The following is a 19,947-nucleotide window of genomic DNA, read 5'->3' as shown; positions in this document are numbered from 1 at the left end:
GTGAGGGACCGGATGAAATCTGCCGAGAGTCCTCAGTCGGAGACCGTGCGGGTCACCGAGGCGCTGCGCAATGAGATCATCGAAGGCCACCGTCGACCGGGTTCACGGCTCGTCGAACGCAACCTCGCCACCGAGCTCGGCGTCTCCAGGGTGCCCATCCGCGAGGCGCTGAAGAAACTCGCCTCGGAAGGGCTGGTGACGAACCGTCCGAACACCTGGTCGACGGTCAGGGAGTTCTCCCCCAGCGACATCGCCGACCTCAACGAGGTGCGCACGGTCTTCGATGTCCTCTCGTTCGAACTCGCCGCTCAGCGCCATACCCGCGAGGGCCTGGCCCGGCTGGAGGCCACGATGCTCAAGGGCCGGGAGCTCGCCGATGCCGGGGACGTCGCCGGTGCCCATCGCTGTGCCGCGGAATTCCATGCCATCGTCACCGAACTCTCGGGCAATGAGCTCCTCGGCGAGATCGGTGCCCTGCTGGATTCACGGATGCGGTGGCAGCTGAGTCAGCATGATGACCTTGCCGTCGTCGCCACCGAGCATGCCGAGCTCTTCGACGCCATCGCCCGCCGGGATCAGACGCTGGCCGGGTCGCTGGCCGGTCGTCATCTGGGAACGAGTCAGGAGCAGCACGACAAGCATTCGAAGCGGTTGGCCGAAACCGGGCCCGAAGAGGCTCAGGCCGATCCGGCCGACGTCGACTGACCGAGCGGCCAGCCGCTGAGCTTCTTCTCACGGGCAGGCGCATAGGTGCGCACCTTCGACGTGCTCAGCCCCAGACCGATGAGAGATTCGGCCAGGCGCACGGCGGCCGCGACCCCGTCGACGACGGGTACGGCACAGCGCTCCGTGATCGTTTCCCCGAGCTCGGCCATGCCACCGCAGCCGAGCACGATGACCTCGGCACGGTCACGATCGACCGCCTCGGCGGCCTGATCGGTGATCGCTTCGACCGCGGCCTGCGGATTCTCCTCGAGCTCGAGCACGGCCATTCCCGATGCCCGCACGGACACGCAGTGGGAGTCGAGACCGGCCAGCAGCAGCCGGTCCTCGATGAGCGGGACGGTCCGGTCGAGCGTGGTCACGACGGAATAGCGGCGGCCGAGGAACATCGCCAGGGCGGCCCCCGCCTCGGTGATGTCGATGACGGGCACGTCCAACAGCTCCTGCAGGCCTTCGCGGCCGTGCTCTCCGTACCCGGCCTGGATCACGGCGTCGAAGTCGCCGGAATACTTCAGGACGGCGTCCATGACGCCGAGCGCCGCGAGATGGCTTTCGACGTTGCCTTCGCAGGATTCGGCTCCGAATTCGGGGGTCAGACCGATGATCTCGGTTCCCGCCGAGGCGGCCTGCCGTGCCACGCGGGCGATGCCCTCGGTCATGGACTCGGTCGTATTGACGTTGACGACGAGGATTCTCACGATTCGGCTCCGATCAGTGATGGGTCGGGACGGCGATCTCCTCACCGTCGACCTCACGGAAGGTGAAGTCGCGGCGGGCGATGACGAAGTAGATGAGCGCGGCGATCGCGGCCCCGGAGAACCAGGAGAACTCGGAGATGCCGGAGAACGCGGGGACGAGTGCGAAGACCAGCGAGATCGCCGAGGCGGGGATGAAGGCTCCGATGGCTCGCCAGTTGACTCCGCGGTGGTAGAAGTACTCACCGTCGCCGGCTTCGGTGTAGAGCTGGGGCACATTGACCTTCGTTCTGCGCACCACCCAGTAGTCGACCATGATCACACCGAACAGAGGTCCGAGCAGGGCACCGAGTCCGCCGAGGAAGTAGACGATGACCACCGGCGAGTCATACAGGTTCCAGGGCAGGATGACGAAGCCGATGACGGCTGAGATGATGGCGGCGCTGCGGAAGTTCAGGTGGCGCGGAAACAGGTTCGTCAGCGCATAGGTCGGAGCGACGAAGTTCGCCATGAGGTTGACTGCGACGGTGAGCAGGAGCAGCGACAGGGAAGCCAGCACGAGCAGGACCGGACTGCCGATCGACTGGACGATATCGGCCGGTGAGGTGATGACGGTACCGTCGATCTTGTACTGTGCGCCGGCCAGCGAGATGACGACGAGTCCGAAGACGAGCATGTTCACCGGGATGCCCCAGAAGTTGCCGACGACGATCGAGCCGCGTTTCTTCGCGGCCCTCGTGAAGTCGGAGAAGTTGAGAACGAAGGTGCCGTAGATGGACACCCACAGCGCGCCTCCGCCGAAGATGTGCGCCCACATCTCCCAGCCGCTGAGCGCGTCGTCGGTCGACCACGCGATGGAGAAGTCGACGCGGATGAGCATCCAGACGGCCAGGGCGAGGAAGGTCACGAGGATGATCGGTCCGGCGATGGCTTCGTAGCGGCGGATCATCTCCATCCCGTAGCTGACGATGATGACTTGGATAACCCACAGCAGGGTGAAGGAGAACCAGCCGAGCCCGGAGAGTCCGAGGAATTCGGCATCGGCCCATGACTGCAGCCCCGGGAACATCGTCAGCAGCATGACGTTGAGGACGCTCGAGGCCAGGTAGGTCTGGATGCCGAACCAGGCGATGGCGACGATGCCCCGCACCGAGGCGGCCAGCTGGGCTCCGTGGATGCCGAAGGAGATCCGGCTCATCACCGGATAGGGCACGCCCGTCTTGTATCCCATGAAACCGGAGAGGGTGAGCAGGAAGAACAGCAGGGCTGCACCGACGAGGAGGGCGACGAGGATCTGCCAGGCTCCGAGGCCGAGTGCGAAGAGTCCGAGAGCGAAGCCGTAGTTGCCCAGAGAGTGCACATCATTGGCCCACAGGGTGAAGACGCTGTAGGCCGTCCAGCTGCGCCCCTCCTTGCGGGACGGGGCGAGATCGGCGTTGTAGAAGCGCGGACTGATGCGATGAGCTGCCAACTGTTCGGGGCTGGGCCCCAGGCGTGTGGGCACTGGCACCTCCGCCGATTCGGTCTTCCTCATGCAGTCCACTCCTTGGATCCGGTCAGCGCCTAAACTGGGATACCAAAAAAGTAAACACAGCTCTGTGACACCGTTCATCTGACCGATTCAGAGTAACCCAGCTCACACCCCACTGGCAATGAGTCAGGCCGCACGATTTCGCTGACCCTTATATATGCTGCTCCCGACCGCATCCAGGGCGCCTGGGAACGCGGCCGGGGAACAGCCGAACGAGCGATTCAAACGATGGCATACCATTCATTCTCATTGTGACCGTTCCCGCTGGTCATGGGCGTTCCGGCTCGTCGCACCTGAAGTGCACTGCTCTGGGCAGTCACCGCCGGTCGCGGGTCTCAGTATTCGTGCTCGACGTCCTTGGCCGTCGGATCCCAGGCGACGATGCCGACGGCAATCGCACCCGCCAGCGGTGCGCAGGCGACGATCCAGAACACGCCGGTGCCCAGCGAGGCCGCAAGGATCGGGAACATGATGAGTGAGACGATCGAGAAGGCACGCAGGACCGACTGGTTGAAACCGATGCCGATTCCGCGCAGACGGGTCGGATACGACAGGGTCGCATAGTTCATGAGGTTCGCTCCCGGTCCCCCGGCCTGAGCGAAGACGAACGCCGCGAGCATGGCCACCGCAACGAGGACGAGAGCCCCGTTCGGGATGCCCACGATCGCCAGCGTTCCCAGCGCCAGGGCTTGGATGACGAATCCGAACAAGGTGATCCTTCGGGTCCCGAAGCGGTTGACGATGCTCATGCCCAGGAGTCCGCCGAGCGTGCCGAAGCCCAGATTGATGACCAGTGAGGCGATGATCGTGATCAGCGGAGTCTGGTGGAAGAGCGTGGTGATGATGAGCGGGGTGCCGTAGGCGACGGCGTTGTAGCCGAAGGTCGAGAACACGGAGACGCAGAGAGCGACGATCGTACGGACCCGGTAGCGCGGGGAGAAGAGTTCGGCGAACCCTGCCCACCGTCCGCCCTTGGCCGAACCGTCCGAGGCATTCGCGGCCTCACGTTCCCCCTCGGGAGCGAGTTCGACATTGAGGTTGTGGTGGCTGCGCATCACCTCGACGGCGCCGCGCAGATCGCCCTGGTTGGCCAGCCATTCGGGTGATTCGGCAAGGTAGCGGCGACGAACGAGGAGGACGATGAGCGCGGGCACGGCACCGAAGCCGACGACGATGCGCCACAGAATTGCATGCTGGTCGTAGGGCAGGGAGATGAAGATGATGAGCACGATGACGTAGCCCATACCGGTGGCGAAGTACCAAGCCGGCGACCAGGCGTTGACCCGCTGCGAGCGGTTCCCCTTGCCTTTGAGCTTGGAGAATTCGGCGAGGAAGGCCATCGCCACCGGCAGGTCGAGACCGACGCCGATACCCATGACGAAGCGGAAGGCGATGAGGACCCATTCGTTCGGTGCCAGCGCGCAGCCGATGGCTGCGACGACGAAGAAGACCATATCGGCCATGAAGAGTCGGTACCGTCCGAACCGGTCGACGAGGTATCCGCCGAAGAGTGCGCCGATGACGGCTCCGACCATGATCGAGGCGTTGACGAGTCCGGTCATGAAACCGTTGAGGCCGAACTGCTCCTGAATGGCGGTGATGCCGAAGGCCAGGGAGGAGAAGTCGTAGGCGTCCATGAAGATCCCGCCGAGCGCGAGGATGATCACCGCCGTCGTCTTCGTCCCCTGAGAGCCGAATTCAGCGAGGATCGAATGGATATCGGCCGCCGAGGAGACGATGCGGGGAGTCTGCGTTCCGGCCTGCCTGTTCTGAGCGGCCGCGGAGGGTGTCTGTGCCGCGTTCGCGTCGGGATCTGTCGAAGTCACAGTCGACAAGTATGGTGTCGCGGCGGCCGCGCGCTGTCACCTGCCGTCACAGTTCGTCACGAACACCGGGACAGGCACAGCGCGCCCAGGAACGCTGCACCCGGACTCACAGCTCAGTCGAGGCGGTGGCCGCGGCGCTCCGGAATGAGGAACATAGCGAGGAATTGGATGAGGTAGATGATCGGCAGCAGCGCTAAGGCGAAGCCGAAGCCGAGATGCCCTGCGAGAAGGGCGATGACGACCGGGGCCAGTCCCCCGATGGCACGGCCGATGTTGAAGATGACGTTCTGCGCCGTCGCCCTGATCGCCGTGGGATAGAGCTCGGCAAGCAGCGCCCCATGGCCTCCCAGCATTCCGTTGGCGAAGGCGCCCATGAAGAATCCGCCGGCCAGCAGAGCGCTCGGATCGGTGAACTGGCTGTAGGCGAGGATGGTGACGATGGCTCCGGCCTGGAAGATCCAGAAGGCGGGACGTCGACCGAGGCGGTCGGCGACCTGGCCGAAGATCAGGATTCCGGAGAGCATTCCCATGACCGTCACCGCCGTCCACAGCGAACCCTTGGTGACTCCCAGATCCATCTGCTCGGACAGGTAGTTCGGCAGCCAGGTGATGATGCCGAAGTAGCCGAAGTTCTGCACGCTGGTGAGAATCGTCAGGGCCAGGGTGATCTTCACCGTCTCCCGATCCTTGAACAGCGCGGCGATCTTCGCACCGAAGGAGGTCGGCACTCCGTCCGTATCGAGGTTCCCACGGGCAACTTCGGCCTCCGCCTCCCCGTGTTCCCGGGCCCGGACGAAGGTCTCCGGCTCCTCGACTCCGCGACGGATGACGAAGGCGAAGACAGCGGGGACGAGTCCGATGACGAACAGTGCACGCCAGCCCCACAGGGCGATGACGGGCGCCGAGACGACTGCTGCGGCGAATACGCCGAGCTGGAATCCCACTCCCACCCATGATGTGGCCCGCGCTCGCTGGTCGGCACGCACCGCCTCGGCGGCCAGGGCCATGCCGATGCCGAACTCACCGCCGATTCCGATTCCGGCGATGAACCGGTAGGCCGCGAGATCCCAATACCCCTGTGCCAGCGCCGACAGTCCGGTGAACACTGCGAAGATGAGGACCGTCCAGGTGAGCACCCGTACCCGGCCGTGACGGTCAGCGAGGGCACCGAAGACGATTCCGCCGACCACGGCGCCGAGCAGAGTGATCGTCGACAGGGACCCGGCTGCGACGTCGCTGAGCCCGAATGAGGCGATGATGCCCGACAGGGCGAAGCTGAGAATGAGGAGGTCGAAGCCGTCGAGTCCGTAGCCGACGGCCGCGGCGACGAGAGCTCTGCGCCGGTATCCGCGATCGCCCGAATCATCAGTGGTGGTCAGCGGAGTCGATGCACTCATTCGCGGTCTCAGTTCGGTTCACGGATCGGAAAACGGCCGCAGACCATTATGCCCCACGGCCGTTCCCCGATTCGTCGGACCCCGAATGATCAGACGCGAGCACCCTCGCCGAGGCGGTACCGGGCACCCGTGTGGTCCTCGGCCAGGCGGGGGCCGGCCCCGATGAGCTGCTCGCGCACCGTGGCACCTGCGGTCGGTTCGGGCAGGAGTCCGCGTCGGCGCAGTTCGGGTGAGACATACTTCGTGAAGCGTTCGGCATCGGCCGGGCGCACGGCCGCGGCGATGTTGAATCCGTCGATATCGGCTTCGGTCATCCACCGCTCGAATTCGTCGACGATGGTCTCCGGCGATCCGGTGATGACCGGTCCGCGTCCGCCGAGGGCGACGAACTCCGCGAGGTCCCGAATCGTCCAGGGTTTGTCACCGGCCATGGTGGTGAAGGAGGCGAGCGCGGACTGGTTGGCTTCGGTCGAGACGAATTCGAGGGTGTCATCGGGGTCAGCTCCCGAGAGGTCGACTCCGGTCCATCCGCCGAACAGGGACAGCGCGGATTCGGTGTCGACGTAGCGGCGATAGTCGGCCAGGCGAGCCTCGGCGGCTTCGTCCGTGTCGTCGACGATGACGGTGGCCAGAGCGAAGATCTTCACCGCGTCACGGGCGCGTCCGCGCTCTTCGAGTCCGTCACGGACCTTGTCGACCCAGCTGCGCAGGATCTCCGGGGTCGGTCCGGAGAAGAAGATCGCCTCGGCGTGGTCGAGCGCGAATTCCTGGCCGCGTTTGGATGCGCCGGCCTGGAAGAGCAGCGGGGTGCCCTGCGGTCCGGGGACGGCGAGCGCCTGACCGGGGACAGTGAAGAACTTGCCGTCGTGGCCGATGTCGTGGACCTCGTTCGGGTCGACGAAGACGTTGGCGTCGGCATCGGCTTTGAGTGCGTCCGGAGTGATCGAGCCCTCGAACAGCTTGTACATGACCTCCATGAACTCATCGGCCCGGTCGTAGCGCTCATCGTGCGGGATCTGGCCCTTGAGCCCGAGGTTGCGGGCAGCGGAGTCGACATAGCTGGTGACGATGTTCCAGGCCACACGTCCGTTCGTGAAGTGATCGAGGGTGGTCAGGGTGCGGGCGAGCAGGTAGGGCTTCTCATAGGTCACCGAGGCGGTCACACCGAATCCCAGCGTCTTGGTGGCAGCGGCCATGGCGGGGACGGCGACGAGGGGGTCGAGCAGTGGGAACTGCACTCCCCCACGGTTCGTGACATCCGCGTTGCCGCCGTACACGTCATAGACGCCGAGGATGTCGGCGAGGAAGAGGGAGGAGAATCCGCCGTCCTCGAGGGTCTTGGCCAGGTCCGTCCAGAAGGACAGCTGGGTGAATTCGTCGACTCTCGACTCCGGGTGGCGCCACAGCCCGGGTGACTGATGGACCGGGGTCATCATGTCGAAGGCATTGAGCAGGATCGGTTTCGTCATGGGAGTCTCCTCTGTGGGGTGGTGCGATGGGTGCGGGCCGACGTATCGGCGGGTGCGTTCAGGCCGCGGTGCGGGCGAGCGCTCGGGCAGGGTCTTTGGCGCCGATGGCGGCGATGAGTGAGAGGACGCACAGCAGGGTGAGGTAGCCGCAGATGAGCCAGGGCGAGTGGCCGCCGGCGACGTAGAGCAGGGCCGCGACCATCGGCATGATTCCGCCGCCGATGACGGTGCCCAGCTGGTAGCCCATGTTCACACCCGAGTAGCGGACTTCGATGGGGAACTGTTCGGCGAACCAGGCTGCCTGGGGACCGTAGACGGCATCGTGGGCGAGGTTCATGCCGAGGATGACGACCAGGGGCAGCAGTCCCAGTGGGCCTGCGTCGAGGAAGGCGAAGAAGAACCAACCGAATACGGCGATGCCGATGAGTCCGAAGATGGTCACGGGCTTGCGACCGAGGCGGTCCGAGGCCCACCCCCAAGCAGGTCCGGTCACCAGACCGACCGCCGAGGCGATCATGACGGCTGTGACTCCCGAGGTCGAATCGCCGCGGTTCTCCGCCAGGTAGCTGAGCATGTAGACGGTGATGAGGTAGAAGACGCTGTTCTGTGCCAGGCGCAGTCCGATGGTGACGAGCAGGACCCGCGGATGAGCGGTCAGCACCTCCCGCAGCGGTGCTTTGGCGACCTTTCCGGAATCCTTGAGCTCCTGGAACTCGGGTGCATCGGAGACGCCGAGGCGGATCCACAGTCCCAGTGCCACGAGCAGTGCGGAGGCGAGGAAGGGGATGCGCCAGCCGAAGGCCTCGAACGCTTCATCACTCATCAGGTTCTGGACGAGGAAGAAGGAGCTGGTGGCCAACAGCATTCCCGCCGCCGATCCGATCTGAGTGAAGGATCCGAAGAGACCGCGTTTGCGGGCGGGTGCATGTTCGACGGACAACAGAGCCGATCCGCCCCATTCGGCACCTGCCGACAGGCCCTGGACAATGCGCAGGACGACGAGGGAGACAGCAGCCCACCAGCCGATGGCGTCGAAGTTCGGGACCAGGCCGATGAGCGTCGACGCCGTCCCCATGGAGAGGAGGGAGACGACGAGCAGAGCCTTGCGACCGACACGGTCGCCGAGGTGGCCGGCGACGATTCCGCCCAAGGGCCGAGCGAAGAACCCGACGGCGAGAGTAGCGAAGGACGCGAGTCGGCTGCCGAGCTCACTGTCGGAGGGGAAGAACTGGACGTTGAAGATCAGTGCCGCGGCGGTGCCGTAGAGGTAGAAGTCGTACCACTCGATCGTCGTCCCGGCGAAGGCCGAGGCCAGCACCCGCTTCTTTCCGGACAGGAGCCGCTGCGGCGGGTCCTGGGTGCTCGGTGCGGTGACCGGCGTCTGCGTCATAGGGTTCTCCTCTGCGGCGGGGTTCGGGCGGCTCGCTGCCTGACGAGCGCATGATTCGCTGAGCAATCTATGCCCGAACCCCGTCACCGGCCGCACGCTTCCGTCACGCCCCGACTCTCAGCGTCATATGCGGTCATAAGTCGTCTTCATATGACCTCGGCCACGACACCGGCGCTTCCGCTTTGCAATGATCGACCTCAACGACCCCGACAGACGAGCCCACACTCTTGGATTGCTCAACGGATCAGCGAGCGTCATCGCATCAGCTGGCATCTGAGACTCCGACGACCACACGAACGCAGAGGTGAAGGAATGACACTCTTGGCAGACCGCACCGCACAGTCACCGGCCCCGGTGACCCCCGCAACACCCGAGGCTCTCCGCGAGGCCTTCTCCCATTTTCCCCAGGGAGTCGCCTTCATCGGCGCCGAAATCGATGCGGCGCCCCTGGGTCTCGTCGCCTCCACCCTCACCGTCGGCGTCTCCCTCGACCCGCCCTTGGTCAGCGTCGCCGTCCAGAACACATCGACCACCTGGCCCACCCTGCGTCGAGCTCCCGAGCTGGGGATCTCCCTGCTGGGCACCGACCAGGAGCACCTGGCCAGGCAGTTGGCGGCGAAGGATCGCAGTCGACGATTCACCGGCGTCAGCCCTGAGGTCACAGCCGGAGGCGCACTGACGATCCCCGGCAGCTCAGCGTTCCTCTGGACCCGGCTCTACGATGAGGTCGCGGCCGGCGACCACACCGTGGCCCTGCTCGAGATCCTCGGCACTCGCAATGACGACGGACCCGAGGCCCTGGTCTTCCACCGCAGCGAGTTCAAGGGACTGCGCGTTTCCTGACCCCGTCTGAATGCAATGTCCCACCCTTGACTCGCATTCGAACTCGTGTTCGAATGATGTCATGCGGTGGAACGAAGCGAGCGGCAGCACCGACCCCGCCACACCTGTCCTCTTCGGGACGAAGGGACTGGTCCGGTCGGTGCAGACGCCGGAATTCTCAGGAATCACCTTCCACGAGGTGCTGGCGAAGTCGGCGCTGAACAAGGTTCCCCAGTCCAGCTCGATGCCCTTCTCCTGGACCGTCAACCCCTACCGCGGCTGCTCACACGCCTGCGTGTACTGCTTCGCCAGGAACACTCACCGATACCTCGATCTCGATTCCGGGACGGACTTCGATCGCCAGGTCGTCGTCAAGATCAATATCGCCGATGTCCTCGCCGCCGAACTGGCACGCCCGAGTTGGGTGGGAGACCATGTCGCGCTCGGCACGAACACCGACCCCTATCAGCGCGCCGAAGGCCGCTACTCCCTCATGCCGGGGATCATCAGCGCACTGGCCGAGCAGTCGACTCCGATGTCGATTCTGACCAAGGGCACACTGCTGCGACGGGATCTGCCTCTGCTGGCCCGCGTCGCCGAAGACGCTCCTGTTGAGATCAGCATGTCGATCGCCGTTCACGACGACGCTCTGCAACAGAGCCTCGAACCCGGCACGCCGACGACGAAGGCCAGGCTGGCCACCGTGCGCGCGGCCGCAGAACTCGGGTTCGATGTCACCGTGTTCATGATGCCGATCATGCCGAAGCTCACCGACTCCCGCGACCACCTCGAATCCGCCCTTCGGGCAATCAAAGACGCCGGAGCCGCACGAGTCGTCTACGGGGCGCTGCACCTGCGTCCCGGCGCCCGCGAATGGTTCTTCGAATGGCTCGAACGCAACCACCCCGAGCTGCTCCCCCGCTATCGCAGGATGTATGCCGGCTCATCCTATGCCTCGAAGGAGTATCGTCGGTGGCTCAGTGAGCGCATCAACCCCCTCATCGACCGCTATGACCTGCGCGGACGCAGCGATGACGACTACCCTGCGACTTCGCGGATGCGCGGCCGCCGGGACTCGAGCCGAACCCTGCAGAAGGCGGGCGCGGCAGCGGCTCCGACGCAGCAGCTCGCCGCCCCATCCCAGCAGGCTCTGTTCTGAGCCGGACCTGCGGAATAACCATGAGATGGGCACGGTTGGCAGTGATATGAAGATTGAGATCTGGTCGGACATCGCCTGCCCCTGGTGCTATATCGGAAAACGTCGCTTCGAGGATGCCCTCGAGGGCTTCGCCCACAGGGACGACGTCGACGTCCAATGGCGCAGTTTCCAGCTTGATCCGAGCCTGCCCGATCACTTCGACGGCACCGAGACCGAATACCTCAGTCAGATGAAGGGCATGCCCGACGCTCAGGTGCGGCAGATGTTCGACCATGTCACACAGCAGGCCGCCGGAGTCGGCCTGAACTACGACTTCGACTCGATCGTCGTGGCCAACAGCTTCACCGCCCACCGCTTCCTCCACTTCGCCAAGACCCACGGACTGATGTCCGAGGCCAAGGAGATGCTGCTCTCGGGCCACTTCGAGAAGGGGCGCGACATCGGTGACGTCGACTACCTCGCCGAGGTGGGAAGTGAGATCGGCCTCGACCCCGACGAGGTCCGCCGGATCCTCGCAACCGATGAATTCTCGGACGAGGTGCAGGCCGACATCAGCGAGGCCCGCTCGCTCGGCGCCGATGGAGTCCCGTTCTTCGTCATCGACCGCAAGTACGGCATCTCCGGAGCCCAACCGGCGGAGGTCTTCTCTCAGGCACTCGAGACGGCCTGGGACGAGGGACAGAAGCTCACGGTGCTCGCCGGCACTCCGCAGTCTGCGGGCAAGGACTTCGCCGCCTGCGGCCCCGACGGCTGCAACTGACCAAAACACCCCCTATTGCTACCTGACGGCGGCCCAGCAACCTCGCGCGAGGTTGCTGGGCCGCCGTCAGGTAGCAATAACAAGGGGTCCGGGCGGGGCTGTCTGCTGATCAGAGCAGGGGAACGCTCGGGTAGCGCACGGCACCGTCCGGGTCGGTCACCGGTGCACCGAGCATTCCCGCCGCCGCATCGATGAGGAAGCGGCCGACCTGCTCCCAGCTGCCCTTGTTGGCGTCTTCATTCATCTTCGCCTCCTGGTCGGCGCAGACGCCGACGACCATGGTCCCCAGCAGGTAGGCGCGACCGCGCAGAACCCCTTCGGGGATCCCGTCGACCGCTCCGTTGATGAATCGCAGGTCGTCGGGCAGGTCCGCGTCCCCAATCACCTCTTTGGCCACCTCGACGGCGGACGGGACAGCCGAGATCTGAGACATGAACTGCGCCCGCCAGCTCGGCTTCGGAAGACTGTCGAGCAGCTCGATGAGAGGGCGCAGACGAGTCGTGACGAGCTCGTGGATGTTCGGTGTCTCGCCCAACTGCTCCGTCAGCTCACGCCTGCGCCGAGCCATTTCGTCATGGTGGCGCTCGACGAGTGCGCGCAGCAGCCCCTCGCGGCCGCCGAAATGGTAAGCGATCGCCGAGTGATTCGCGGCCCCCGCGTGTTCGACGATGCGCCTGTTCGATACCGCATCGATCCCATTGCGCGCGAACAGCTCTTCGGCGGCGTCGAGCAGGGCATCCCGCGCCCGGTCACTCTGGATGGTCATTCCCTCATCTTTCCATTCGCGCTCGAATTCACAAGTTCTCGATTTTTCACTATTAAGTCACGTGTCTTAAACTGGCGAAGTTCACAGTGGTCGACGAGGATCACACGATTTCCGATCCTTGAAGGGGACGACAATGTCCGATAGCCAACCGCGAACGAGAAGAGAGGCCCTCGAGTCCGAGCACCCGACATCGCACCCGGCTTCCGACTCCGAGGCCGGCTCGACTGTGACCACCGAAGACCAAGCAGCGGCCAAACGCGCGAAAGCCGAATTCATCGGCCGCACCGTTGCGATCTTCCTCATGCCGCTCATCTTCGTGGGCATGATGATCACGAGCTACCTGGGGACGATGCACTCCCCCGAAGCCAACGACATGCCCATCGTGGTGGCCGGGTCATCGGCCAAGGCCGACGATGTGACATTTGCGATCAACGGCGCCGAACCCGACGCCTTCGATATCGAAACGACCGATAGTGCCTACGACGCCCGCCAGAACGTCTATGACAGGGAGGCCTCGGCCGCGATCATCGTCAAGGGCGATACCGCGACGATCGTCACCGCCAGCGGAGCCGGGGTCCAACAGTCAACCACCGTCGAGCAGCTCGTGCGTCCCGCGCTCGCTGACGACGGGTTCACGGTCAAGACCGACGACATCGTCCCGCTGCCGGACAACGATCCGTCCGGAATGGCGGCGATGTTCCTCATGACTTCCATCGTCATGGCCGGCTACATGCCCTTCAGCGTTCTGCGGTCGAATTCGCCTGAACTGCTGAAGTTCAAACGCATCGTGCCGATCCTCGCCGGGTGGTCGGCTGCCATCGCCGGCCTCGTGTGGACCGTGGCCTGCCCGATCCTCGATGTCGTCGATGCCAAGGACACGGTGGCTGTGCTCGGCATCGCCTGGCTGGGCGTCTTCGCCATCTCCTCCGTCCAACTCTTCATCACCCGCCTCGTCGGGGCACTGGGTGTGATTCTCGGGATCCTCTTCCTCATGGTCCTCGGCATGCCGTCGTCGAATATGGCGATGCCGGTGTACAGCATGCCGAAGTTCTTCCGCTTCACCCACGAGTTCCTGCCGATGCCGGCGATCGGCGAGTCCCTGCGCTCCGTGCTCTACTTCGACGGCAACGGAGTCACCGAGCACCTGTTCGTCCTCGCCCTCGGCGCGGTGGCCGGTCTGCTGCTGACGAAGGTCTATGACCACTTCTACGCCAAGCGCAATGAACACCCTGTGCCCCTGGATGTCAATGTGGCCGCGATCCACGGCGGGCGGAGGCCGGATACGAAGCTCATGCGCTATATCTCGCTGACCCTCTTCCCGCTGGCGATGGTGACCATGATGATCACGTTCATGCTCGGAGCGATGCATTCGCCGATGCCGAAGGACATGCCGGTCGCGGTCGTCGGGTCCTCGGTCGAACAGGCCGAAGACACGATCAAGCAGCTCGATGAGCAGATGGACGGAAAGTTCGAGTTCACCGCGCTCGATGACAAGGGCGAGGCCCGTCGGCTTGTGGAGAACCGCGATGAGGTCGCCGCGCTCATCCTGCCCAGCGAGAAGAATCCGGATTTCGAGCTCTTGGCCAACCAGTCCGGCAACAACGCTTCCTACCGTGTGGCCGTGCAGGTCTTCGAACAGGTGGCTCAGGCACAGGACTCCGATCTCACAATCGACAACCTCAAGCCCCTGCCCGATCGGGACAAGAACGGCGTGGTTGTGATGTACGTGGCGATGGGATGGATCCTCGCCGGCTTCATGGTCGTCATCGTTGCCGCTAACGCCAACCCGTGGACCAGGCCGCTGAAGCGGATGCTGCCGATCATCGTCGCATACGCACCGTTCATGTCGCTGGTCGTCGCGACCATCGCCGGTCCGATCACCGGAGCCGTCGACGGGCATTTCGCGGCACTGTGGGGCGCCGGCATCATCGCCATCGCCTGCATCTCCATGTTCGCCATGGTCTTCGAAAGGCTCTTGGGCATGTTCGCGATCATCCCGGTCATCGGCACGCTCATGTTCGCCGGAGTGCCGTCGTCGAACGGAGCCCTATCGCAGTATATGGTGCCGAAGTTCTTCGCCACATTGCACGACTTCCTGCCGATGGCCGCCTCGGTCGAGACCATCCGCTCGATCCTGTATTTCGACGGCGATATCGTGACCGAGAATCTGCAGGTCCTCGGCCTGTGGGGACTGGTGTCGCTGGCTCTCGTCTTCCTCATCGACGGGATCAAACCGCCGCGCACCGCCCATGACTTCGGCAACCTCCACCTCGAACGCGAGCGAGAGATCGCCAAGGAACAGCGCAAGCAGGCATTGGCGTTGGGCATGTCCCAGGATCATGCGAAGTCCGACGCCGAGGCGGCCGATCGGGACTCCGCGCCCGGCCATGAGTCGTACCAGACCGTTCAAGGGTCCATCGTCGACGACAACACCGACGCGCAGGAGTCCGATCGTCAGGCCCCGACCGCCGGCGACGGCCAGACCCGCAGCCGCAGACCACACGAGGAATCAATCCCCTCCACAGTCTGACCTGCTACCCGACGGCGGCCCAGCAACCTCGCGCGAGGTAGCTGGGCCGCCGTCAGGTAGTAATTGGGGGTTGTTCGTTGGGTGTGGGGCTATGGTGAAGGCACTATGGTCAACTCCGCGTCGCTTGAGAACATCATGAGCAGCACCGGCCTGCTGGAAGCAGGCCTGCTGCTGGCCAGCTTCGTCCTGTGTTCCCTCATCGGCTTCGAACGGCAGTTCAGGCAGAAGGCCGCCGGGTACCGCACCCACGTGCTCGTGGGCATCGGCACCTGCGCCTTCACTCTGATCTCCGCGTATGGATTCGCCGGAGTGCTCGAGAACGACGTCCGCCTCGACCCTTCTCGGATCTCCGCGCAGATCGTCTCCGGCATCGGCTTCCTCGGCGCCGGAGTCATTTTCAAGGGACGCAACATGGTCCGTGGACTCACCACCGCTGCAACGATCTGGGTCACCGCAGCCGTCGGAATGGCCTGCGGTGCGGGGATGCTGCCCTTGGCCACGATGCTCACTGCCCTGCACTTGTTCACGCTGTTCGTCATCGCGCCTCTCATCCGCAAGATTCCTAACAGCGACCACCGCAAACTCCTGCGCATCACCTACCGCGACGGGGCCGGTATCCTCCGCGAGATCCTCGCGCTGGCCGGCCGAATGGGATTTGCGAATACCATCGTCGATTCACGCCGCTTCGAGTCCGCCGACAGGACGCGGATGGTGCAGGTCGATGTGAGGTTCGACGGAAAGCGGCCTCTGAACCTGCTCGTCGCCCCGCTCATGGAGTTGAACGGAGTCGACACGGTGAGCATGCGCGAAGACCGCGTCCACTCGGTCGATGACGACGGCGATTCCGTCTGAGCAGCCGACGAACTCAGAAATCGACGCTGGAGAGCACTGCTTCGATTCCGGCCCGGACCCGCAGCCGGGATGATTCGCCGAAAACGGTCGCCTGGACGACGGCCCCCTGGATCATTGCCAACAGCCCGGGCACCATTGCCGCGGCACGGGCCCGCGCGGCTTCAGCGTCCGCTCCCCGCTGATCCTGCAGATAGGCAGCAAGATAGACGGTGAATTCTTCGATGAGCGCCTCGAAGACCCCGCCTGCGAAACTCGCGAACTCCGTGTCGTAGGAAGATTCTCCCCAGACCTGAACCATGACCGAGGCGAACGGATTGTCGATGAGCAGGGAATCGATGAGCTCGACGAGCACCTCGGCAGGAGCTGTCACCTCACTTCCGGACTTGGCCGCCTCGAGCACCGCCATGCGCGGCTCCATCACCCGGCGGGCGACGTCGATCATCAGGTCTGCCTTCGACGCGTAGTAGACGTAGACCGCTCCGGCCGACAGCCCCGCTTCCTTGACGATGTCAGCCATCGACGCACCAGCGAACCCCCTGCGCGCGAAGCAGGCCAGCGCCGCATCCTGAATCCTGGCACGCATCGCACTCTTGTGCTCCTCGGTGACCTTCGGCACATCTCCCCCAAAAAAACGAATGACCCTTCTTGATATATCGTAGCCGACGGTTTCATAATGAACGAGTATTCGTTTTTGATGATTGGACAGACATGCCGACCCAGATACTCAGCAGAGAAGACATGGCCGACCACCCGGCGGTGAGCGAGACACCGGAGAAGGCGGCGCAGGCCGCTCCCCCACAGTTCGGACGCGCGATCCTCGTCGCCGTCCTCGCAGCCGCCGTCGTCAGCCTCGTCATGCTCGCCTTCAGCTGGCCGACCGTGACCTCGAACCCCAAAGACCTGCCGATCGCAGCGGTCGGAGACGCGGAGCAGATCGACCAGATCGCTGAGAACGCCCCGGACGGCATGCTCGACCTCAGGACCGTCGACTCACGCGCCGAGGCGGTCAACCTCATCGAACAGCGAGAAGTCTACGGCGCCTTCGTCCTCGAGGACGAACCGGAGATCCTCATCGCCAAGGCCGCCTCCCCTGCTGTCGCGCAGCAGCTCAGCGGAATCGGCACCCAGATGCAGCAGAGCATCGACCAACAGGCGATCTCGGGCCTCCAGGAAGGCACGAAGAAGATGCAGGAGCAGATGCAGAAGGCCCTCGAGGCCGCGGCCGCCGGTCAGGCCCCGCCGCAGGGCAACCCAGCTGGAGAGGGCGCCGGTCCGGCCGCCTCGGCGATGGAGGTTCCGCAGGTGAAGATCACCGACGTCGTGCCGCTCTCCGACGACGATCCCTCCGGTGCGGGCCTGGCCATCGCGGGTCTGCCGCTGACCCTCGGCGGCATCGTCGGCGGTGTGCTCACCAGCATGGGCATCCGTTCACGGCGGATGCGCCTGGTCGGCACCATCGTCTACGGAGTCGTCGGAGGACTGGCACTGGCGCTGATCATGCAGACCTGGTTCGGGATCCTGCAGGGGAACTTCGCGATCAATGCGCTGGCGATCGGCTTGTCGATCGCGGCCACGGTCGGTCTGATCAACGGCTTCGTCTCCCTCATCGGCCCTGCCGGCATCGCGTTCGGTGCGGTGCTCACCATGCTCATCGGCAATCCGATCGCCTCGCTCAATCAGCCGAAGGAGTTCCTCGCCGGCTCCTGGGGCGATATCGGACAGTTCTTCGTCCCCGGTGCGGCGGGCACGCTGCTGCGCGATCTCTCCTACTTCCCTGACGCGCCGTTGGCTCTCCAGTGGTGGGTGCTCAGCGCTTGGCTCGTCGTCGGCATCGCGCTCATCCTCGTCGGCCACGTCATCGCCCACAGGAAGGCGCACATGGCCGCCCACTGACAAGCTGCCGCGTCGTTGGACTCCCATCGATCCTGGTCTTCACTTCATGTGAGTACTAGGCTCGGTGGGAGTCTGTGGTTTCCTCTGTGGAACCGAGAGGATGACATGGTGGCATTTTCCGATGTGACGATCTGCCGCACCTGCGGGGTGGAGACGACGACGCCTCCACCACAGCTGTGTCCGATCTGCGAGGACGATCGGCAATGGATTCCTGCCTCCGGCCAACAGTGGACGACTCGGGCAGACCTCGAATCCGAAGGCCACCGCATCACCACGGCGGATCGGGAGCCCGGTCTCTTCGCCATCCGCGTCGAACCGAAGCTCGGGATCGGGCAGACCTGCTATCTCGCGTGCACCGATTCCGGCAATGTGCTCTTCGATGTCCCCGCCTATATCGACGCCGAGGCGGTCGCGGCGGTCCGGGACCTCGGCGGAGTTGCGGCGATCGCCGCCAGCCACCCGCACATGTTCGGCACCCAGTTGGAATGGAGCGCCGCCTTCGACGATGCTCCCGTCTTCGTGTGCCGGGCTGACCTCGAATGGGTGCAGCGGACCGGCCGGGCCGTCTGCCCCTATTTCCATGAGGCGGAGCCGGTGCCGGGGGTGAGGCTCCGGAGGACCGGAGGTCATTTCCCCGGCAGTGCGGTGGCAGTCTGGACGGGCGCCGACGGCGCCGGGGTCATGCTCAGCGGCGATTCGATCGGTCCGGTGGCGCGATCGGGGTGGGTGACGTTCATGCGCAGCTTCCCGAACTATCTGCCGTTATCGGCCGCGGTCGTCAGGCGCATCGCCGCCTCGGTGATCGATCTCGACTTCGACCGCATGTACGGCAACTTCGGTCAGTCGATCGGCACTGGTGCGCATTCTGCGGTGCAGACCTCAGCGGAACGCTACGCCGAATGGGTCTCCGGCGACCACGATCACCTCACCTGAGTTCTCAGCGCGACCGGAACTGCGCGGTGACGGGGCAGTCGAAGGGGTCTGCTTCGCCGAGGCCCACCCGGTTGAGGTAGGCGATGATGATCTTGTAGGACTCGAGCAGAGTCGTCTCGGTGTAGGTGATGCCCTTCTGGCGGCAGTATTCGCGGACCATCGGCTGCACCCGGTGCAGGTTGACGCTCGGCATGCTGGGGAACAGGTGGTGTTCGATCTGATAGTTCAGACCGCCCATGAGGAATCCCATGAAGCGACCGCCGGAGATATTGCGTGACATCAGCGTCTGACGGCGCAGGAAGTCGATCTTCACATCTTTGGGAACGATCGGCTGGCCCTTGTGGTTAGGAGCGAATGATCCGCCCATATGCACTCCGAAGACGGCTAGCTGGACGAGGAAGAAGACGCTGCCGATGAGGGGGCCAGCCGCCCAGATGGCGAGCGCGGGGAACCCGATGAGGCGGATTCCGATGAAGACGCCTTCGATCCAACGGCGTTTGATCGACGACTGTCCCCGGACGATGGCCTTGACGGATTCGACGTGCAGCTGGAGACCGGCCAGGGTCAGCAGCGGCAGGAAGAACCAGCCCTGACGTGCCGCGAACCATTTGGCCAGGCCCGTGCGTTCACGTGCATCCTCAGGAGTGAAGACGAGGGCCCCTGGAGCAATGTCTCCGTCGACTCCGGCCTTGTTCGGATTGGCGTGGTGAAGCGCATTGTGCTTCTTCAGCCACCATCCGTAGCTCAGTCCGATGAAGAGGTTGCCGATGATCGTTGACACCCACTCCCCCACTTTTCCGCTGGTGAAGATCTGTCGGTGTGCTGCGTCGTGGGCGACGTAGGCGGTCTGGGTGAACAGTGCACCGAACACGACTGCGGTCGCCAACTGCCACCAGCTCTCACCGATGAGGAAGAGCATGGCGAAGGACGCGACATAGCCGAGTCCGAGGAGGCCGAAGCGCAGGGTGTTCCAGCCCGGCCGCCTGGCCAGCAGGCCCGCTTCTTTGACCTGCGCCATCAGCGCGCTGAAATCGCTGGTGAACTCCTGTTCGGCAGTTCCCCTCTTCGCTCGCCTGCGTTCGAGCACCTCCGCCCGCGTGGCCCGATCCGGTGCCGGAGTCGACAGTGCGGTCGCAGTTGCGGAAGACGGTTCAGAAGTCATGAGGTCAGACGGGTTCATGGTTCCCACCGTATGGATGCC

General features: G+C 64.4%; 17 protein-coding genes. 8 read left to right on the top strand and 9 right to left on the bottom strand.

All coding sequences use genetic code 11. From position 1 onward, the window contains the following. Window positions 1-12 precede the first annotated feature (12 nt). The gene (locus AC3CD9_RS03360) at window positions 13-705 is read left to right on the top strand and encodes a GntR family transcriptional regulator (RefSeq protein WP_488366288.1); all 693 of its coding nucleotides are present in this window, start codon (window positions 13-15) and stop codon (window positions 703-705) included. On the opposite strand, the gene AC3CD9_RS03355 is transcribed toward AC3CD9_RS03360, so the two are convergent. The 6 genes from AC3CD9_RS03355 to AC3CD9_RS03330 all read right to left on the bottom strand — a co-directional run bounded on the left by AC3CD9_RS03355 (window position 678) and on the right by AC3CD9_RS03330 (window position 9,031). Beyond that, window positions 678-1,421: an aspartate/glutamate racemase family protein gene (locus AC3CD9_RS03355; RefSeq protein ID WP_488366287.1), complete on the bottom strand. Its 744-nt coding sequence runs from the start codon at window positions 1,419-1,421 to the stop codon at window positions 678-680. The two genes, AC3CD9_RS03360 and AC3CD9_RS03355, sit on opposite strands and share 28 nt — an antisense overlap. Window positions 1,422-1,434: 13 nt before the next feature. Beyond that, entirely contained in the window at window positions 1,435-2,952 is a 1,518-nt protein-coding gene (locus AC3CD9_RS03350; RefSeq protein ID WP_488366286.1) for an NCS1 family nucleobase:cation symporter-1, read from the bottom strand. Window positions 2,953-3,284: 332 nt separating this feature from the next. After that, entirely contained in the window at window positions 3,285-4,775 is a 1,491-nt protein-coding gene (locus AC3CD9_RS03345; protein WP_488366285.1) for an MFS transporter, read from the bottom strand. A gap of 113 nt (window positions 4,776-4,888) precedes the next feature. Continuing rightward, entirely contained in the window at window positions 4,889-6,172 is a 1,284-nt protein-coding gene (locus tag AC3CD9_RS03340; RefSeq protein WP_488366284.1) for an MFS transporter, read from the bottom strand. A gap of 89 nt (window positions 6,173-6,261) precedes the next feature. Next, window positions 6,262-7,641 carry an LLM class flavin-dependent oxidoreductase gene (locus tag AC3CD9_RS03335; RefSeq protein WP_488366283.1) on the bottom strand — a complete coding sequence of 460 codons (1,380 nt, stop codon included), beginning with the start codon at window positions 7,639-7,641 and terminating at the stop codon, window positions 6,262-6,264. Between the two features lie 58 nt (window positions 7,642-7,699). Then, a complete protein-coding gene (locus AC3CD9_RS03330) occupies window positions 7,700-9,031 on the bottom strand; it encodes an MFS transporter (RefSeq protein ID WP_488366281.1) in 1,332 nt (443 codons plus the stop codon). Between the two features lie 312 nt (window positions 9,032-9,343). On the opposite strand from AC3CD9_RS03330, the gene AC3CD9_RS03325 reads away from it, so the two are divergent. The 3 genes from AC3CD9_RS03325 to AC3CD9_RS03315 all read left to right on the top strand — a co-directional run bounded on the left by AC3CD9_RS03325 (window position 9,344) and on the right by AC3CD9_RS03315 (window position 11,772). Then, window positions 9,344-9,874 (top strand): flavin reductase family protein, encoded by a 531-nt coding sequence (locus tag AC3CD9_RS03325; RefSeq protein ID WP_172168807.1) that lies wholly within the window; start codon window positions 9,344-9,346, stop codon window positions 9,872-9,874. A gap of 61 nt (window positions 9,875-9,935) precedes the next feature. Continuing rightward, window positions 9,936-11,012: an Rv2578c family radical SAM protein gene (locus AC3CD9_RS03320; RefSeq protein WP_488366280.1), complete on the top strand. Its 1,077-nt coding sequence runs from the start codon at window positions 9,936-9,938 to the stop codon at window positions 11,010-11,012. A gap of 46 nt (window positions 11,013-11,058) precedes the next feature. After that, complete coding sequence (locus AC3CD9_RS03315) at window positions 11,059-11,772, top strand: DsbA family oxidoreductase (RefSeq protein WP_488366279.1); 714 nt, start codon at window positions 11,059-11,061, stop codon at window positions 11,770-11,772. A gap of 109 nt (window positions 11,773-11,881) precedes the next feature. Here AC3CD9_RS03315 and AC3CD9_RS03310 read toward each other — a convergent pair whose 3' ends face one another. Beyond that, entirely contained in the window at window positions 11,882-12,538 is a 657-nt protein-coding gene (locus tag AC3CD9_RS03310) for a TetR/AcrR family transcriptional regulator (RefSeq protein WP_488366278.1), read from the bottom strand. A gap of 133 nt (window positions 12,539-12,671) precedes the next feature. Here AC3CD9_RS03310 and AC3CD9_RS03305 point away from each other — a divergent pair, with 133 nt between their 5' ends. Both AC3CD9_RS03305 and AC3CD9_RS03300 read left to right on the top strand, forming a co-directional pair. Next, window positions 12,672-15,068: an ABC transporter permease gene (locus AC3CD9_RS03305; RefSeq protein WP_488366277.1), complete on the top strand. Its 2,397-nt coding sequence runs from the start codon at window positions 12,672-12,674 to the stop codon at window positions 15,066-15,068. A gap of 105 nt (window positions 15,069-15,173) precedes the next feature. Continuing rightward, complete coding sequence (locus AC3CD9_RS03300; protein WP_488366276.1) at window positions 15,174-15,920, top strand: MgtC/SapB family protein; 747 nt, start codon at window positions 15,174-15,176, stop codon at window positions 15,918-15,920. A 13-nt stretch (window positions 15,921-15,933) separates the two neighbouring features. Here the strand turns inward: AC3CD9_RS03300 and AC3CD9_RS03295 are convergent, their stop codons facing one another. Continuing rightward, a complete protein-coding gene (locus AC3CD9_RS03295; protein ID WP_488366275.1) occupies window positions 15,934-16,503 on the bottom strand; it encodes a TetR/AcrR family transcriptional regulator in 570 nt (189 codons plus the stop codon). Window positions 16,504-16,628: 125 nt separating this feature from the next. Here AC3CD9_RS03295 and AC3CD9_RS03290 point away from each other — a divergent pair, with 125 nt between their 5' ends. Both AC3CD9_RS03290 and AC3CD9_RS03285 read left to right on the top strand, forming a co-directional pair. Further along, window positions 16,629-17,813, top strand: a complete 1,185-nt coding sequence (locus AC3CD9_RS03290; protein ID WP_488366274.1) for an ABC transporter permease — start codon at window positions 16,629-16,631, stop codon at window positions 17,811-17,813. A 105-nt stretch (window positions 17,814-17,918) separates the two neighbouring features. Then, window positions 17,919-18,746, top strand: coding sequence for an MBL fold metallo-hydrolase (locus tag AC3CD9_RS03285; protein WP_488366273.1), 828 nt, complete (start codon window positions 17,919-17,921; stop codon window positions 18,744-18,746). A 4-nt stretch (window positions 18,747-18,750) separates the two neighbouring features. Here AC3CD9_RS03285 and AC3CD9_RS03280 read toward each other — a convergent pair whose 3' ends face one another. Continuing rightward, window positions 18,751-19,908 carry a fatty acid desaturase family protein gene (locus tag AC3CD9_RS03280; RefSeq protein ID WP_488366272.1) on the bottom strand — a complete coding sequence of 386 codons (1,158 nt, stop codon included), beginning with the start codon at window positions 19,906-19,908 and terminating at the stop codon, window positions 18,751-18,753. Between the last annotated feature and the right edge of the window lie 39 nt (window positions 19,909-19,947).

The sequence above is a fragment of the Brevibacterium sp. MGP-B1 genome (assembly GCF_057766545.1).
This window is presented reverse-complemented; position numbering and strand designations above follow the sequence as displayed.

What these genes read in the sequence shown, in the direction of transcription:
- AC3CD9_RS03280 (WP_488366272.1), bottom strand. Translation starts at nt 19,908, where the DNA reads ATGACTTCTGAACCGTCTTCCGCAACTGCGACCGCACTGTCGACTCCG.
- AC3CD9_RS03295 (WP_488366275.1), bottom strand. Translation starts at nt 16,503, where the DNA reads ATGCGTGCCAGGATTCAGGATGCGGCGCTGGCCTGCTTCGCGCGCAGG.
- AC3CD9_RS03315 (WP_488366279.1), top strand. Translation starts at nt 11,059, where the DNA reads ATGAAGATTGAGATCTGGTCGGACATCGCCTGCCCCTGGTGCTATATC.
- AC3CD9_RS03285 (WP_488366273.1), top strand. Translation starts at nt 17,919, where the DNA reads ATGGTGGCATTTTCCGATGTGACGATCTGCCGCACCTGCGGGGTGGAG.
- AC3CD9_RS03330 (WP_488366281.1), bottom strand. Translation starts at nt 9,031, where the DNA reads ATGACGCAGACGCCGGTCACCGCACCGAGCACCCAGGACCCGCCGCAG.
- AC3CD9_RS03350 (WP_488366286.1), bottom strand. Translation starts at nt 2,952, where the DNA reads ATGAGGAAGACCGAATCGGCGGAGGTGCCAGTGCCCACACGCCTGGGG.
- AC3CD9_RS03300 (WP_488366276.1), top strand. Translation starts at nt 15,174, where the DNA reads ATGGTCAACTCCGCGTCGCTTGAGAACATCATGAGCAGCACCGGCCTG.
- AC3CD9_RS03325 (WP_172168807.1), top strand. Translation starts at nt 9,344, where the DNA reads ATGACACTCTTGGCAGACCGCACCGCACAGTCACCGGCCCCGGTGACC.
- AC3CD9_RS03305 (WP_488366277.1), top strand. Translation starts at nt 12,672, where the DNA reads ATGTCCGATAGCCAACCGCGAACGAGAAGAGAGGCCCTCGAGTCCGAG.
- AC3CD9_RS03320 (WP_488366280.1), top strand. Translation starts at nt 9,936, where the DNA reads ATGCGGTGGAACGAAGCGAGCGGCAGCACCGACCCCGCCACACCTGTC.
- AC3CD9_RS03340 (WP_488366284.1), bottom strand. Translation starts at nt 6,172, where the DNA reads ATGAGTGCATCGACTCCGCTGACCACCACTGATGATTCGGGCGATCGC.
- AC3CD9_RS03290 (WP_488366274.1), top strand. Translation starts at nt 16,629, where the DNA reads ATGCCGACCCAGATACTCAGCAGAGAAGACATGGCCGACCACCCGGCG.
- AC3CD9_RS03310 (WP_488366278.1), bottom strand. Translation starts at nt 12,538, where the DNA reads ATGACCATCCAGAGTGACCGGGCGCGGGATGCCCTGCTCGACGCCGCC.
- AC3CD9_RS03335 (WP_488366283.1), bottom strand. Translation starts at nt 7,641, where the DNA reads ATGACGAAACCGATCCTGCTCAATGCCTTCGACATGATGACCCCGGTC.
- AC3CD9_RS03360 (WP_488366288.1), top strand. Translation starts at nt 13, where the DNA reads ATGAAATCTGCCGAGAGTCCTCAGTCGGAGACCGTGCGGGTCACCGAG.